Source organism: Streptomyces sp. NPDC088194 (assembly GCF_040702025.1).
In the GTDB taxonomy this organism is placed as follows: Bacteria; Actinomycetota; Actinomycetes; order Streptomycetales; family Streptomycetaceae; genus Actinacidiphila.
This window is the reverse complement of the sequence record NZ_JBFBIV010000051.1, coordinates 1-15,716: the sequence shown is the minus strand read 5'-3', so window position 1 is coordinate 15,716 and position 15,716 is coordinate 1. Positions and strand designations below refer to the sequence as shown.

The following is a 15,716-nucleotide window of genomic DNA, read 5'->3' as shown; positions in this document are numbered from 1 at the left end:
GCCCGGCCGGTACGGCGCCTGCGGGCCCCTGCCGGCCCGGCAGACGCCGAGGGCGGCCGTCTCCCTCGGGAGGCGGCCGCCCTCGGCGTTTCGGTGCTACTGCACCACCGGGCTCACTTGCCCTTGGCGGCTTCCTTCAGCTTGGAACCCGCGGACACCTTCACGCTGTAGCCCGCCGGGATCTCGATCGGCTCACCGGTCTGCGGGTTGCGGGCGGTGCGGGCACTGCGGTGGGTGCGCTCGAAGGTCAGGAAGCCGGGGATGGTGACCTTCTCGTCACCCTTGGCCACGATCTCACCGACGGTCTCGGCGAACGCGGCCAGCACGGCGTCGGCGTCCTTGCGGGTCACCTCGGCGCGGTCGGCCAGCGCGGCCACCAGCTCACTGCGGTTCATATCTGTACTCCCGTGTTCTTGCTGCCATGGGGGCGCGAGCCGAAGCTTTTGCTGTGTGCCTCACCGCCCAGGTGTGCATCCTGCCCCCATATATGGGGGGAAAGCCAATCGCCTGCCCGCGCGAGTCGCGGAAAAAGCGCTGGGAGAGGCCAGGCGGCGGCACCCTGGGGCGAGAGCATCACGCGCTGTCGTCAGAGGGTCGACGCTGGGAATCCGTTTCCGCGCTCCGGGGTGACCGCCTTGGCCGCGTTCCTGACCGCGTCCGCGACCGCGCCGGCCACCTTGTCGTTGAAGACGCTGGGCACGATGTAGTTCGGGTTCAGCTCGTCGTCGCCGACGACCGAGGCCAGCGCACGTGCGGCGGCCAGCATCATCTCGGTGTTGACGGTGCGGGACTGCGCGTCCAGCAGGCCACGGAAGACGCCCGGGAAGACCAGCACGTTGTTGATCTGGTTCGGGAAGTCGCTGCGGCCGGTGGCCACCACGGCGGCCGTCTCGCGCGCCTCGGCCGGGTCCACCTCGGGGTCGGGGTTGGCCAGCGCGAAAACGATGGCGCCCTCGGCCATCCGGGCGATGTCCGCGCCTTGCAGCAGGTTCGGCGCGGAGACCCCGATGAACACGTCGGCGCCCACCACGGCGTCCTTGAGGGTGCCGGTGGCGCCCTCGGGGTTGGTGTTCTCGGCGATCCAGCGCAGCGCGGTCTCGGGGCCGGCGTCCTTCAGGTCGTCCCGCTCGGCGTGCACCACGCCGTGGATGTCGGCGACCACCGCGTGCTTCACCCCGGCCGCCAGCAGCAGCTTGAGGATCGCGGTGCCGGCCGCGCCCGCGCCCGACATGACCACCCGCAGGTCGCCGATCTGCTTGCCGACGCAGCGCAGCGCGTTGGTCAGCGCGGCGAGCACCACGATCGCGGTGCCGTGCTGGTCGTCGTGGAAGACCGGGATGTCCAGCGCCTCGCGCAGCCGCGCCTCGATCTCGAAGCAGCGCGGCGCGGAGATGTCCTCCAGGTTGATGCCCGCGAAGCCCGGCGCGATGGCCTTGACGATCGCGACGATCTCGTCGGTGTCCTGGGTGTCCAGGCACAGCGGCCACGCGTCGATCCCGGCGAACCGCTTGAACAGCGCCGCCTTGCCCTCCATCACCGGCAAGGCCGCCTTCGGCCCGATGTTGCCCAGCCCCAGCACCGCGGAGCCGTCGGTGACCACGGCGACCGAGTTGCGCTTGATGGTCAGCCGGCGGGCGTCCTCGGGGTTCTCGGCGATGGCCATGCAGACCCGCGCCACGCCGGGCGTGTAGACCATCGACAGGTCGTCACGGTTGCGGATGGGGTGCTTGGACTGCATCTCGATCTTGCCGCCGAGGTGCATCAGGAACGTACGGTCGGAGACCTTGCCGATGGTCACGCCGTCGATCGAGCGCAGCTTGCTGACGATCTCGGCGGCGTGGTCGGTGGAACTGGCCGCGATGGTGACGTCGATGCGCAGCTTCTCGTGGCCCGACGCGGTCACGTCCAGGCCGGTGACCGACCCGCCGGAGGACTCGACCGCGGTGGTGAGCCGGCCGACCGCGCCCCCGCTGGCGGGGACCTCCAGCCGTACCGTGATCGAGTACGAGACGCTTGGCGCCGTTGCCATGACTGCCTTCTTCCGGTTCCTGCCTGAGGGATTCTCGTGATGGTCGCACCTACCGGCGGGTACGCGTAAACCCGCCCACAGCAGTGGAATCGTACTTCCGCGATACGGGAGCGGGCCACGTGCGGGGTGCACAGCGGCGGAAGAACACGTGGCGGGCGGGTGACGGACGACCAATTCCGGCCTGCGGGAAGAGGTTCGCAGGAGGGTTTGTTAGCCTGGGTACGGCACCGGCTCGATCCAAGCCCCCGGGCCCAACCTTAGGCGCTTCGAGCGCCCACTTGCCGCGAGGCGAGCATGGCGGGTCGGTGTCGCAAGCGTCATTCGGGCGCCCCCTTCGGCGAAGGGGGCGCCCGATGTGCGTCCGGGCCGGCGCCGCCCGGTCCGCGCGCCGCCCGGCCGGGTTCCGGTCCGCGCGCCGCCCGGCCGGGTTCCGGTCCGCCCGAGGCGCGCCGCGGCCGGGCTCAGTCCGCCCGCAACAGGTCCGGCACGCCTGCCGCGTCGGGCAGGTCCGCGGGCACCGCCAGCACCGTGAGCCGCTGCGTGGCCCGCGTCAGGGCGACGTACAAGGTGCGCAGCCCCGCCGGGGACTCCTCCGCGATCTCCGCCGGCCCGACCACGACCGTCGCGTCGTACTCCAGCCCCTTGGCCTCCAGGCTGCCCAGCGCGACCACCCGGTCGCCGAGCCCTTCCAGCCAACGCCGGGCCTGCGCGCGGCGGTTCATCGCCACCACGACCCCGATGGTGCCGTCCACCTCGCCGAGCAGCCGCTGTGCGGCGGCCCGCACGTCGGCGCCCAGATCCTCGCCGGCCACGTCGTAGCGCGGCGCGATCCCGGTGGAGCGGACCGCGCGCGGCGACGGGCTGCCGGGCATCGCCAACGCCAGCACGGTGGAGGCGACTTCGGCGATCTCCGCGGGGTTGCGGTAGTTGACGGTGAGGGTGAACCGGCGGCGCGGACGGGTGCCCAGCGCCTCGTCACGCGCCCGGGCCGCCTCGTCGACGTCCGTCCACGAACTCTGCGCCGGGTCACCGACGATCGTCCAGGTGGCGGTGCGGCCGCGCCGGCCGACCATCCGCCACTGCATCGGCGTGAGGTCCTGCGCCTCGTCCACGATCACGTGCGCGTACTCGGTACGCTCCCGCGCCAGCCGCTCCGCCCGCTCCCTGCGGGTCTCGGCGCTCGCCTGCGGCATCAACTCCTCCAGCCCGGTGAGCTGGTCGAGCGGATCGACCTCGCGGCGCTTCTCCCGGGGCGGCGAGCCCAGCAGCGTGTCCAGCTCGTCCAGCAGCGCCACGTCGTGCACCGAGGTGCCGGCCCGCCGCAGCGACCTGGCCACCCGGCGCACCTCCGGCGGGCTGAGCACCCGGCGGGCCCAGCGGGACAGCCGCTTGTCGTCGGCGAGCGCGGCCAGCACCCGGACCGGTTCCAGCACCGGCCACCAGGCGTCCAGGAACTCCGTGAAGTCCGGCTCGGTGCTGATGTCCTCGTCGAAGCCCGCGCGCTCCTGCGCGGCGAGGTCCGGGTCGTCGAACCGGCGGCCGGTCTTGCGCCACAGCGCGTCCAGCAGCAGCCGCCTGGCGCGCGGGCGCAGCAGGTTGACCGGGGTGGTGCCGCCCAGCACCTGCTGGCGCACCGCGTTCAGCTCGTTCGCCTCCAGCTCCACCCGGCGGCCGAAGGCGACCACCCGCAGCCGCCCGCCCTGCGGGCTCGCGCCACCGCCCGCAGCGGGGTCCGGCGGCAGCTCCAGGCAGCCGCGGGCCGCGTTGCGCAGCACCTTCAGCATCCGCAGCGAACCCTTGATCCGGGCCACCGCCGGGTCGTCGTACAGCTCCGCCGTCACGCCGTCGACCAGCGAGCCGACCGCGCGGATCGCGACCTGGCCCTCCTCGCCGAGCGACGGCAGGACGCCCTCGGTGTACGCGACCAGCAGCGGGGTGGGGCTCACGCACAGGATGCCGCCGGAGTAGCGGCGGCGGTCCTGGTAGAGCAGGTACGCGGCCCGGTGCAGGGCCACCGCGGTCTTGCCGGTGCCGGGGCCGCCGGACACCTCGGTCACGGACGCGGCGGGGGCCCGGATCACCAGGTCCTGCTCGGCCTGGATGCTGGAGACGATGTCCCGCATGCTGTGCGTACGCGCCTGGCCGAGCGCCGCCATCAGCGCGCCGTCGCCGACCACCGGCAGCCCGGTGGTCAGCTCCGGGCGCAGCAGGTCGTCCTCGACGCCGAGCACCCGGCGGCCCTTGGAGCGGATCACCCGGCGGCGCACCACCCGGCCGGGCGCGACCGGCGTGGAGCGGTAGAAGGGCGCGGCGGCCGGCGCCCGCCAGTCGATCACCAGCGGGGCGTACTCCGCGTCGAGCACGCCGATCCGGCCGATGTGCAGGGTCTCGGCGATGTCCGCGGCACCGTCGGCGCGGATCGCGTCGTCGGCGGGCTCGATCGAGGTGTACGCCCCGTCCGCGCCCTTCTTGCCGTCCTTGCCGCGCAGCAGGTCGATCCGGCCGAAGAGGAAGTCCTCGAACTCGCTGTTGAGGCGGTTGAGGTGGACGCCCGCGCGGAAGACCTGCGCGTCGCGTTCGGCCAGCGCGCCGGGCGTGCCGACCTGCCCGCGCTTGGCGGCGTCGCTCATCAGGAACTCCGCCTCGTGGATCTTCTCCTCCAAGCGGCTGTACACCCGGTCCAGGTGCGCCTGCTCCGCGGCGATCTCCTGGTCCCGGACCCCCGGTGCTGCGGTCTGCGCGGCCACGCAGGACCCCCTTCTGCTGTGCGACGCCCCGTGCGCGTCCGTGCGTGGGGCAGCCTGCAACCGTACGCGACCTGCGCGCCCGTGCCCACCCGGGCGCGCGCCCGCGGCGGACCCGACGTGCGCCGGGCCCGCCGGCCGGACCCGACGGCGGGGTCAGCCCTGGGTGCCGGCGAGGGTGGTGCGGCGGCGGTGCCGGGCGACCCGCTCCCGGTTCCCGCACACCTCACTGCTGCACCATCGGCGGCGCCGACCGCGCGAGGTGTCGAGGTAGACGCGGTGGCAGCGCTCGCCCTCGCAGCGGCGCAGCCGGTCCCGTGCGGCCGGGTCGGTGAGCAGGTCCACGGCGTCCCGGGCCACGACGGAGGCGAGGGATTCCCAGGTGGGAGGTGCGGCGAGCCGCCTCGACAGCGCGACGGCCGGCTCCGTCTCCTGCTGCGGCGGCTTCCGCGTCGCCGCGTTCGTCGCCGCGTTCGTCGCCGTGTTCGTCGCCGTACGGGGCTCGGTACGCGGCTCCGGTACGGCCGCGGGTGCGGGGGGCGCGGGGCGCGCGAACTGGTTGAGCGCGGCGATGTCGTCCGGGGTCGGCGCGTCGCCGTCCACCTCGCACGCCACCAGCCGCCGCAGCAGCGCGCGCAACTCGTGGAAGTGGGGCAGCCACCCGCTCTCCACCGGTATCGCGGTGGCCGCGGGGACCAGGCCCGCGCCGTACAGCCACCGGCTCAGCTGCGCGGTGTCCCGCAGTTCGTCCGCGGTCTCCGCCTGCCCGTGCTCCTTCGTGGCCGCCAGATCCAGACACACCCGGCCCCCGTCAAACCGCATCCACCCGCACCTCCCACCCCAGGGTGCCCCTCCGGGGGTGGAGCCGCTACCCGTCCCGCCGCCACGGTTCCGTCTCGTACCGGCCTTCCCCGGGTGGTGGGCCGGTCGCGCGGTTCCCCGCGCCCCTGGGTTTGTGCGGCCCGCTCCGCGGAAGGAGGCTCACCCCCAAGGGGCGCTGGGCTGCGGTCGGGCGGGACGGCGGGACGCCGTACCCACCACCGGGGGGTGGTCCCGGGAGCGGCGGGAGGGGTCAGCCCGGGGGGTCCAGCGCCAACCGATACCCCCGCTTCACCACGGTCTGCACCAACCGCGGCTCCCCGAGGGCGGTACGGAGCCGCGCCACCGCCGTCTCGACGGCGTGTTCGTCGCGCCCGGCCCCGGGCAGCACCCGCAGCAGCTCAGCGCGGCCGACCACCCACCCCGGCCGGCGGGCCAGCGCCCGCAGCAGCGCCATCCCGGCCGGGGGCACCGGCCGAAGCAGGCCGTCGACGAGGACCGCGTGCCCGCGCATCTCGACGCGGTGCCCGGCCACCGGCAACGGGTGGACCCGCGCGGGCAGTTCACGCGCGAGCACCTGCACGAGCGGCAGGAGCCGGAACCGCTCGGGCCGCAGAGTCGGAACCTCCCGCTCGTGGAGCGGAAGGGCCGTCACCGGCCCCACGCACGCGGCCAGTACCTCCCCCCGGAACGCCCGCAGCAGATCGTCGAGCCGCCCGCGCTGCTCCGCCCGCTTCAGCAGCGAGGCGACCGCGGGCGCGGAGGTGAAGCTCACCGCGTCGACCCCGCCCGCGAACACCGCGTCGAGCAGCCGGTCGACCGGCCCCAGGTCCTCCGGCGGCATCCACCGGTAGACCGGCACCGCCACCACCCGCGCCCCGGCCGAGCGCAGCGCCTCGTCGAACCCGGCCGTCGGTTCGCCGTGCAACTGGACGGCGACGCACCGCCCTTCGACGCCCTCGGCCAGCAACTGCTCCAGCACCTCGGCCATCGACTCGGATGCCGGGGACCACGCCTCGGCGAGCCCGGCCGCGCGGACCGCGCCGCGCACCTTCGGCCCGCGGGTGAACACCCGGGCCTCGGCGAGCCGCCGCAGCAGCGCCTCGCCGAGCCCCCACCCGTCGGCCGCCTCCAGCCAGCCGCGGAAGCCGATCGCGGTGGTGGCGACCACCACGTCCGGCGCGTCGTCCAGCAGTCGCTTGGTGGTCGCCAGCAGTTCCGTGTCGTCGGCGAGCGGCATGATCCGCAGGCTCGGCGCCCGCAGCACCACCGCGCCCCGCCGCTCCAGCAGCGTGGCCAGCTCGTCCGCACGACGGGCGGCGGTCACCCCGACGGTGAACCCGGCGAGCGGCGGCACCCCGCCGGCCGCCCCGTTCAGTTCGGAGTCCGCGTCCATCGCTGTCCCACCTCGCTGCTGTCCCCGGGAGGACCATCCTCCCCACCCAGGGTGACGCATGCGGTTCGCCCGGATTTCCCGGGTGTTACGCCCGTCGCCGCCCACCCCGCACCCGCTCCCCCGCCCACCACGTCCGGCCGCCACCGGTATACGACCCGGGCGGCCCGAAAACGAAAAAGCGACGCGGCCCGCTTCGCGGGCGACGTCGCTTCGTCGCGCAGTACTGGGGGGGTGCGGGTGGCACAGCCCCCGCGGGCGCGGCGAAGCCGCACGGAAAACGACGAAGGCGAGGCGGCCCACGCACTCCGCGGACATACCTCACCTGCCGCCTTCGTGGAGATGGCGGGAATCGAACCCGCGTCCTGTGGTGCGGAACCAGGGCTTCTCCGAGCGCAGTCCGCTGTGCTTTTCTCGGCCCCGGCAGTCACGCGGACAAGCTACCGACGGGCCCAGCCACTGTGAGATTTCCCGCCGTGCCCCGTGGCCGGGCTCGGCGGTTGAGTCCCCTTAATGATGCCAGGGTCCGGGTCGGGAACACCCCCGGGCTGACACTCCGCAGAGTCTTCGCTAGCTGCTAATTAGGCAGCGAGAGCGAAGGCGGAGGAATCGCGCTTGGAATTGGCGATTATTGGTTTCGGCATATGGTTAACGAGATCATTGCCGCTTCCTCGGCTCGCTTCCCCTGCTTCGACATCCCCAGTCGAAACCGATCATCCCCATGTGGTGTTTTCAAGGTGCACCGCCGGTCACCCGGCGGTTCGGTGCCGGTCCAGCTTCCGCTGGCCCCGCGTTCACCAGTGTAGTGGCAGAACGCGCCACGGGGCCAGCGCATTCCCACGGATCAGGCGCGCTGCCTGCGCCGTGCCGCGGAGACCGCACGGTCCGTCTCGCGCCGGTCCTGCTTCTCCCGCAGCGTCTGCCGCTTGTCGTACTCCTTCTTGCCCTTGGCGAGGGCGATCTCGACCTTCACCCGGCCGTCCTTGAAGTACAGCGCCAGCGGGATCACGGTGTGCCCGCTCTCCTGGGACTTCTGGTCGAGCTTGTCGATCTCCGCGCGGTGCAGCAGCATCTTCCGCTTGCGGCGTGCCGAGTGGTTCGTCCAGGTCCCCTGCGTGTACTCGGGGATGTGCACGTTGTAGAGGTACGCCTCGCCGCCCTCCAGCTGGGCGAAGCCGTCCACCAGTGACGCGCGGCCCATCCGCAGCGACTTCACCTCGGTGCCGGTGAGGACCAGCCCCGCCTCGTAGGTGTCGAGGATGAGGTAGTCGTGCCGCGCCTTCTTGTTCTGCGCGATGATCTTGCGACCCGTCTCTTTAGCCATAGCCGGGCCATTCTCCCACTAGGAGGGGGCACCGAGGCCAGCGAATACCTCGCGGCTCGCGGCGACCGGGTCCTGGCCGCCGGAGACGACCACGTCAGGGGTGATGCCCTTGCCGTCGACGGTACGGCCGTCCGGCAGCCGGTAGTGCCCGACGGTCAGCTCGGCGACCGAGCCGTCCGCGAGGGTGGTGGGCATCTGCACCGAGCCCTTGCCGAAGGTGCGCGAGCCGATCACGACCGCCCGGCCCCGGTCCTGGAGCGCGCCGGAGAGCATCTCGGCCGCGCTCATGGTGCCGCCGTCGACCAGCACCACCAGCGGCACCGCGGTGTCACCGCCGGCCGCCGCGTAGAGCGCCTGCTGCTGTCCGTGCACGTCGTACGTGGCGACCAGGCCGCCGTCGAGGAAGGCCGACGCGGTGGCGACCGCCTCGGTGACCAGGCCGCCGGAGTTGCCGCGCAGGTCGAGCAGGACGCCGTGGTCGGAGTCCTTGACCGCCGCCGCGACCTGCTCGCCGACCCCCTTGGTGAAGGCGTCGACCTTGATCACGGTCGGGCCGTCCTGCTGCCGGGTGACGGTGACCGCCTCGGTGGCGAGGGTCGCGCGGTGCACCGCGACCGTCCAGTCGCGCGCGCCGCGTTCCACGTCGAGGGTGACGGGGCTGCCCGGCACGTTGTCGCCGCGCAGGTCCGCGACGACCTCGGTGACGGGCAGGCCGGTACATCGGGTGTCGCCGATGGCGGCCAGCACGTCGCCGCCGCGCAGCCCGGCCCGGTCGGCGGGGCTGCCGGCCTGGACCTTGGCGACCTGGATGCGGCCGCCGTCGATCCGGCGCACGGAGACGCCGGTCCCGACGTACTGCCCGTTCAGCGCCTGCTGGAAGCCCGCGTACTCCTGGGCGGTGTAGAACGACGACCAGCGGTCGCCGCTGCGGCTGACGAGCTGCTGCGCGGCGTCGGGGCCCGGGGCACCGGATTCGGGTTCCCGACTGATGCGGCCGGTATCCGCCGCCGGGTCCTTGCCCGCGCCCGCCGTGGCCGCCGGGGCGCCGCCGCCGTCGCGCCCGTCGTCGGTGCTTCCGCTGCCCGTCACGCCGCTGCCGGGGGAACCGAAACCCTTGCCCGTGACGCCGCCCGAGGGCGCGCCGCCGGCGGTCCGTGCGGCGCCGGCCGGGGCGGAGGCGACCTCGTGGCCGTTCCTGCGGCCCTGTGCGTCCACACCGGTGAGGCTGCTCGCCGCCGCGCCGGTGGCCAGCATCGCGCCGCACACCAATGTCAAGGTGGCCCCGCGGCGCCAGCGGCGGGGCGTCCCGAACAACGACGGGCCGGACATGGCCGGAAGTCTAGGGCAGAAACCGTACGCACACGGCAAGTTGCGGCTACACCCGACCGGGGGCCGCCGCAACCGCGAACGGCGGCGCCCCGGGACCGCGGGCCCGCGAACGGACCCGGCCCCGGGGCGCCGCCGCCCCGCCGTACGAACCTCCGGACGTCGGCCGCCCGGAGCGTCAGCCCCTCAGTTGCTCAGACCTTCAGATAGCGACGCAGTGCGATGAACGCCGCGAACGCCGGCATCACCACGCCGATCAGCAGCACCAGCGGGAGCACCTGCACCACCGGCCCCCAGCCGAGGAAGGACACCAAGGGGATCTTGTCCTGGAGTCTGAGGCCGGCGTCGATCAGGAAGTACCGTCCGCCGAGCAGCATCACGCACGCGAGTCCCGCGCCGACCAGCCCCGCGAAGGCGGCCTCCATGATGAACGGCATCTGGATGTAGAAGCTCGACGCGCCCACCAGCCGCATGATCCCGGTCTCCCGGCGCCGGGAGAACGCGGACACCCGTACGGTGTTGATGATCAGCAGCATCGCCACGGTGAGCATGAACGCCAGCACCACGTACGCGACCCGGGTCATGCCGTTGAGCAGGTCGAAGAGGTTCTGCAGCACCTTGCGCTGGTCCTCCACCGACTGCACGCCCTTGCGCCCGTTGAAGGCGCTCGCCACCACCTCGAACTTCGTCGGGTCCTTCAGCTTGACCTGGTAGCTCTGTTCCATCTGGTCCGGCGTGATGGAGTCGGCGAGCTGCTTGTTGGACTTGAACTGCTCCTTGTAGTGCTTGTACGCGCCCTCGGCCGTCTCGTAGTAGATCTTCTTGACGACCGGCAGCTTCTTCAGGTCGGCGAGGATCTGGGCCTTCTGGTCGTCGGTCACCGGACCGGCGGCGCAGTTGGGCGTGGTGGCCGCGTCGTTCTTGTTGCAGAGGTAGACGCTGACCTCGACCTTGTCGTACCAGTAGCCCTTCATCGCGTCGACCTGCTTGTTCACGAGCAGGGCACCGCCGGTGAGGGCGAGAGAGAGCGCCACGGAGATGACGACGGCAAGGGTCATCGTGAGGTTCCGGCGGAGACCGACGCCGATCTCCGACAGAACGAACTGGACACGCATGGGGGTCGGGGTTCCTTCCGGAGGGTTGGTGCGAGCGGGCCGGCCCAGTCAGTGCTGGTAGCCGTACACACCGCGCGACTGGTCGCGGACCAGTCGCCCCTTCTCGAGTTCGATGACGCGCTTGCGCATCTGGTCGACGATGTTCTGGTCGTGGGTGGCCATCACCACGGTGGTGCCGGTCCGGTTGATCCGGTCCAGCAGGCGCATGATGCCCACCGACGTCTGCGGGTCGAGGTTTCCGGTCGGCTCGTCGGCGATCAGCAGCATCGGGCGGTTGACGAAGGCGCGGGCGATCGCCACCCGCTGCTGCTCACCGCCGGACAGCTCGCCGGGCATCCGGTCGTCCTTGCCGGCCAGACCCACCAGGTCGAGCACTTCGGGCACGGTCTTGCGGATGGTGCCGCGCGGCTTGCCGATCACTTCGAGCGCGAACGCCACGTTCTCGGCCACGGTCTTGTTCGGCAGCAGCCGGAAGTCCTGGAAGACGGTGCCGAGTTGGCGCCGCATCTGCGGGACCTTCCAGTTCGACAGCCGGTTGAGGTCCTTGCCCAGGACGTGCACCATGCCGGTGTCCGTGCGCTCTTCGCGGAGGATGAGTCGCAGGAAGGTCGACTTCCCTGAGCCCGACGAGCCCACCAGGAAGACGAACTCCCCTTTCTCGATCTCCAGCGAGACATCCCGAAGTGCGGGACGGTTCTGCTTGGGGTAGGTCTTGGTGACGCTGTCGAAACGGATCACGTTGGCACCAGGGGTTGCGGGATCGGGGTTTGGGGTAGGGCCGGATAGGGGATGTGGGGGCGACACTACGCGACCCGGCGAGGCGCGCGCAGTCGCGGTGAGCGGTTGGTGGCCCGGACCACAGGGCACACTCGGACAAACCCGTCATCGCCCCCTTCCGCACCGCGATCCCGCCGCCGCGCGACCCTTCCGCGGGCCGCCGTTTCCGGGCCCGCGATGACGCCCTCGGGGCGCCCTTCCGGGCGGAACCTGGCACAGTAGAGAGTGTGCACGTTGTCAGGACACCGCGGCACAAATGGAAGCCACGGGGCGGGCACGGAGTAGACGCGTCGAGCCCAGGGAACGATTTCATGACCGGGGGCGTTCACCGGACGGAAAAGGAGAGCGCGATGACGTTCGACCGACTGGTGTGTGCCAACTGCGCCGGCCCCGTGAGCGAGGGCCGCTGTCCGGTCTGCCGCGCGAACCGCGCGCGCATGGAACAGCAGGGCGGCTGGTCGACGATATCCCCCGCCACCTTGATAGCACTCCTGGTGGCGCTTCTGGCAGTGGTGATCGTCGTGGAGCACGCCACCGCGTGACACGCGCCCGCACGGCGGGCACACCGATACGGACAGACAGACACCGGCGGGCCCGGGGCGCTGAGCGCCCCGGGCCCGCCTGTTCGTGCTGCTGCGACCGTCAGGCCGCGGCGCCGTCGCCGCCGCCGCGGTTGATCAGGCGCGGGGTCAGCCGGAAGCCGACACCGCCCGCGATCAGGGTCGCGGCACCGATGATCATGAAGGTGGTGCCGCTGGAGCCGGTCTCGGCGAGCTGCGAGGTGGTCTTGCCCTGCTGGACCTGCTGGTTGTCGGTGCTGGCGTTGTTGCCGCAGTCGACGCTGTCGCCGGTCAGGGTGCAGGTGTTGTCGTTGCCGCCCGAGGTGGACGAGCCACCGCCGGAGGTGGACGAACCGCCGCTGCTGGAGCTGCCCCCGGTGCTGGAGGAGCCACCGGAGTTGCCGCCACCGGTCGAGCTGGTACCGCCGGTGTTGCCACCGGTGTTGCCGCCCGAGGTGGTGGTGTCGCCGCCGGATGTGCTGTTCCCACCCGACGTGGTGTCGCCACCGGACGTGGTGTCGCCACCCGAAGTGGTCGTGTCACCACCAGACGTGGTCGTGTCACCGCCCGACGTGGTGTCCCCACCGGAGGTGGTGTCGCCACCGGACGTGGTGTCCCCGCCCGAGGTGGTGTCACCCCCGATCGTGGTCGTGTCGCCGCCCGAGGTGGTGTCCCCACCCGACGTGGTGTCGCCGCCGGACGTGGTGTCGCCGCCCGAGGTGGTGTCGCCACCGGACGTGGTGTCGCCACCCGAAGTGGTCGTGTCACCACCGGTGGTGCCACCGTTGGTCACCCCACTGGTGATGCCACCGTTGGTCACACCGCTGGTGATGCCACCGATGAGATCCAGCGAGCTGGCCGGCTTCACGCTCGGGGTGCTGCTGGGCTGGGAGGCCGCCTGGGCCGCGCCCACGGCCGTCAGGGAGGCGCCGGCCGCGATCACGGCCGCTGCGGCTATGCGAGTGACGCGCAGCCGTGTGTTGCGCTTGGTCATGTCTCAAGTACCCCCATCAGATGTCTGCTTAGGGATGCGCAGCCATGCGGAGTGCGGTGCCACTGGGGCCCGGATGCGCCCGCCCCCAAACGCTCACACCTCATAAACATGCGCATGCCGCGCAACACCCTTGCGACTTTGCCCAGCACCGTCAAGGTCGTTACGCACACCTTGGGCGAATTGCCCGCCTGTGCCCGTCAGTTCCGTACAGCACTGTGACACGGGAGACGCAACTGCCGTTGCCCGCAAGCCGTTACGCGTCGGCCTTCTCGCGGGACTTGCGCCAGCGGATGCCCGCCTCGATGAACCCGTCGATGTCGCCGTCGAGAACGCCCTGCGGGTTGCCGACCTCGTGCTCGGTGCGCAGGTCCTTCACCATCTGGTACGGGTGCAGGACGTACGAACGCATCTGGTTGCCCCAGGAGTTGCCGCCGTCGCTCTTGCCGAGCGAGTCCATCAGGGCCTGCTCCTCCTGGCGGCGCCGTTCGAGCAGCTTGGCCTGGAGGACGTTCATCGCGCTCGCCTTGTTCTGGATCTGCGAGCGCTCGTTCTGGCAGGAGACCACGATGCCGGTCGGCAGGTGGGTGATGCGGACCGCGGAGTCCGTGGTGTTGACGCCCTGGCCGCCGGGGCCGGACGCGCGGTAGACGTCGACGCGCAGTTCGGACTCGTCGATCTCGACGTGGTCGGACTGCTCGACGACGGGCAGCACCTCGACGCCGGCGAAGGAGGTCTGCCGGCGGCCCTGGTTGTCGAAGGGCGAGATGCGGACCATGCGGTGGGTGCCCTGCTCGACGGAGAGGGTGCCGTAGGCGTAGGGGACCTTGACGGTGAAGGTGGTCGACTTGATGCCGGCCTCCTCCGCGTACGACGTCTCGTAGACCTCGGTGGGGTAGCCGTGCCGCTCGGCCCAGCGCAGGTACATCCGCTGGAGCTGCTCGGCGAAGTCGGCCGCGTCGACACCGCCGGCCTCGGCGCGGATGTTGACCAGCGCCTCACGGGCGTCGTACTCGCCGGAGAGCAGGGTGCGGACCTCCATCTCGTCCAGCGCCTTGCGGACCTGCTCCATCTCGGACTCGGCCTCGGTGCGGGTGTCGGCGTCGTCCTCGGCCTCGGCGAGTTCGAAGAGGACCGCGAGGTCGTCGATCCGGCCGCGCAACGTCTCGACCTTGCGCAGCTCCGCCTGGAGGTGCGAGAGCCGGCTGGTGACCTTCTGCGCGTTCTCCGGGTCGTCCCAGAGCGAGGGCACCGCGGCCTGCTCCTCGAGCGCGGCGATGTCCCCCCGCATCCGGTCGAGGTCGAGCACGGCCTCGATCGACCCCATGGTGGAGGAGAGAGACTTCAGTTCTTCGGAAACGTCGACGATCGCCACGGGGTCCAGCCTACCGGCTGGTCGGGTGATGGGCGGTTTTCGGTCGCGGGGCGGTCATGCGGCGGCCGTCGCGCGGGACAGCCGGCCCTGGGCGGTCACCACGTAGAGGTCGAGCGTGTGGGCGGAGGCGCTCGCGCCGATCGGTCCGGAGGCGCCGTGCGGCAGCAGCAGATCACCGGCCGGCTCGGCGCCGCTCGCGCTCGCGGCGTTCGCCGCGTCGATCATGGCGGCGGCGGCGAACACGTAGAGGTGGCCGCCGGTGGCCAGCGCGTCCGGGCGCACGTCGCCCGTGAGGTGGGCGAGCACCTTGGCGGGCCGCCACGCGCCGTCGGAGAACGACAGCCGGAGCACCGCGCCGTCCGCCTTGCGTACGACGAACGCGTCCAGGGTGCCGCGGGCGGAGGAGACCAGCGCGGGCGCGTACGTGATCCGGCCGGCCGTCGGGACCAGCGCCCAGGCGTTCCAGCGGCCGTCGACCAGGGAGGCGGTGACGAGGTCGCCGCCGACCCGCCCGACCAGGTCGATCCGGCCGGGCGCGGAGGAGGCGGCCGCGGGCGCCGCGTCGAAGTGGGTGCGCTCGTCGACCTGGAGCCAGGGCTTCCAGTAGCCGCCGGTCAGGGTCCGGCGGTAGAGCAGACCGTCGGTGCCGAGGGCGAACAGGTCGATCGACCCGGGCCCGGCGGACACCACGGCCGGGTCGGCGTCGACGCTTATACCGGTGAGCCTGTGCCAGGCGCCGTAGCCCGAGCCGTCCCGGACCACGTACCAGACGTTCTTGTCGGTGCCGCGGGCGAAGACGTACGTGTCGCCGCCGACGACGAGCGTGCGCGGGCCGCCGGTGAGCCGCACCCCGGCGGCGGGCGCGTCGCGGAAGGCGGACCACTTCGGCAGGTCGACCGGGGCGCCGGTGCGGCCCTGCGGGGAGTCGGCACCCCCGGTGGGGGCGGCCGGGGTGCCGTGGCCGGCGTTGGCGCCGTGGGCCGTGTCGGAGCCGGAGCCTGAGTCGGTCGACGGGCCCTTGTCGTCGCGGGAGGTGCCGCCTGGGCCCGGGTGGCCGCCGTGGTCGGGGGAGCCGGCCGAGGCGATGCCCCAGCCGCCGAGCCCGGCGACGGCGAGCGCGGCCGCGGCGGCTGCCGCGAGCTTGATCCGCCGCTGGCGTACGGCGTCGGAGACCGAGCGGTGCCGGGGGCTGGCCGGGCGGTCGGCCGCGGAGGCGCGACCGCGTCCCGCGCCGCTCCCGCCGCCGCCTCCCGCGCTGCCGGC

At 72.4% G+C, this 15,716-nt stretch carries 12 protein-coding genes, 1 other RNA gene and 1 pseudogene; 1 reads left to right on the top strand and 13 read right to left on the bottom strand.

Annotation, left to right across the window (positions count from 1 at the left end):
• Positions 1 to 113 precede the first annotated feature (113 nt).
• From AB0399_RS25675 to ftsE, 10 genes are all read right to left on the bottom strand, one after another.
• Positions 114 to 395, bottom strand: coding sequence for an HU family DNA-binding protein (locus AB0399_RS25675; RefSeq protein WP_103888102.1), 282 nt, complete (start codon positions 393 to 395; stop codon positions 114 to 116).
• A 191-nt stretch (positions 396 to 586) separates the two neighbouring features.
• Entirely contained in the window at positions 587 to 2,029 is a 1,443-nt protein-coding gene (locus AB0399_RS25670; RefSeq protein ID WP_328464608.1) for an NAD-dependent malic enzyme, read from the bottom strand.
• Between the two features lie 461 nt (positions 2,030 to 2,490).
• Positions 2,491 to 4,776, bottom strand: coding sequence for a UvrD-helicase domain-containing protein (locus tag AB0399_RS25665; protein ID WP_366412942.1), 2,286 nt, complete (start codon positions 4,774 to 4,776; stop codon positions 2,491 to 2,493).
• 153 nt (positions 4,777 to 4,929) lie between these two features.
• Positions 4,930 to 5,595 (bottom strand): CGNR zinc finger domain-containing protein, encoded by a 666-nt coding sequence (locus tag AB0399_RS25660; protein WP_366412941.1) that lies wholly within the window; start codon positions 5,593 to 5,595, stop codon positions 4,930 to 4,932.
• 250 nt (positions 5,596 to 5,845) lie between these two features.
• On the bottom strand, positions 5,846 to 6,988 hold the full coding sequence (locus tag AB0399_RS25655; protein ID WP_366412940.1) for a uroporphyrinogen-III synthase: 1,143 nt from the start codon (positions 6,986 to 6,988) through the stop codon (positions 5,846 to 5,848).
• 331 nt (positions 6,989 to 7,319) lie between these two features.
• Positions 7,320 to 7,706, bottom strand: a transfer-messenger RNA (tmRNA) gene (ssrA, locus tag AB0399_RS25650).
• A gap of 123 nt (positions 7,707 to 7,829) precedes the next feature.
• The gene (smpB, locus tag AB0399_RS25645) at positions 7,830 to 8,309 is read right to left on the bottom strand and encodes an SsrA-binding protein SmpB (RefSeq protein ID WP_329369049.1); all 480 of its coding nucleotides are present in this window, start codon (positions 8,307 to 8,309) and stop codon (positions 7,830 to 7,832) included.
• Between the two features lie 18 nt (positions 8,310 to 8,327).
• Positions 8,328 to 9,638, bottom strand: coding sequence for a S41 family peptidase (locus AB0399_RS25640; RefSeq protein WP_366412939.1), 1,311 nt, complete (start codon positions 9,636 to 9,638; stop codon positions 8,328 to 8,330).
• Between the two features lie 191 nt (positions 9,639 to 9,829).
• Positions 9,830 to 10,750: a permease-like cell division protein FtsX gene (gene ftsX / locus AB0399_RS25635; protein ID WP_328464620.1), complete on the bottom strand. Its 921-nt coding sequence runs from the start codon at positions 10,748 to 10,750 to the stop codon at positions 9,830 to 9,832.
• Between the two features lie 48 nt (positions 10,751 to 10,798).
• A complete protein-coding gene (gene ftsE / locus AB0399_RS25630; RefSeq protein WP_037907191.1) occupies positions 10,799 to 11,488 on the bottom strand; it encodes a cell division ATP-binding protein FtsE in 690 nt (229 codons plus the stop codon).
• Between the two features lie 389 nt (positions 11,489 to 11,877).
• On the opposite strand from ftsE, the gene AB0399_RS25625 reads away from it, so the two are divergent.
• On the top strand, positions 11,878 to 12,069 hold the full coding sequence (locus AB0399_RS25625; protein ID WP_328464624.1) for a hypothetical protein: 192 nt from the start codon (positions 11,878 to 11,880) through the stop codon (positions 12,067 to 12,069).
• Positions 12,070 to 12,169: 100 nt separating this feature from the next.
• Here the strand turns inward: AB0399_RS25625 and AB0399_RS25620 are convergent, their stop codons facing one another.
• From AB0399_RS25620 to AB0399_RS25610, 3 genes and pseudogenes are all read right to left on the bottom strand, one after another.
• Positions 12,170 to 13,081, bottom strand: coding sequence for a hypothetical protein (locus AB0399_RS25620; protein ID WP_366412938.1), 912 nt, complete (start codon positions 13,079 to 13,081; stop codon positions 12,170 to 12,172).
• A gap of 253 nt (positions 13,082 to 13,334) precedes the next feature.
• On the bottom strand, positions 13,335 to 14,453 hold the full coding sequence (gene prfB, locus AB0399_RS25615) for a peptide chain release factor 2 (RefSeq protein ID WP_329369039.1): 1,119 nt from the start codon (positions 14,451 to 14,453) through the stop codon (positions 13,335 to 13,337).
• A gap of 54 nt (positions 14,454 to 14,507) precedes the next feature.
• A pseudogene (locus AB0399_RS25610) lies at positions 14,508 to 15,716 on the bottom strand (serine/threonine protein kinase); the annotation flags it as partial.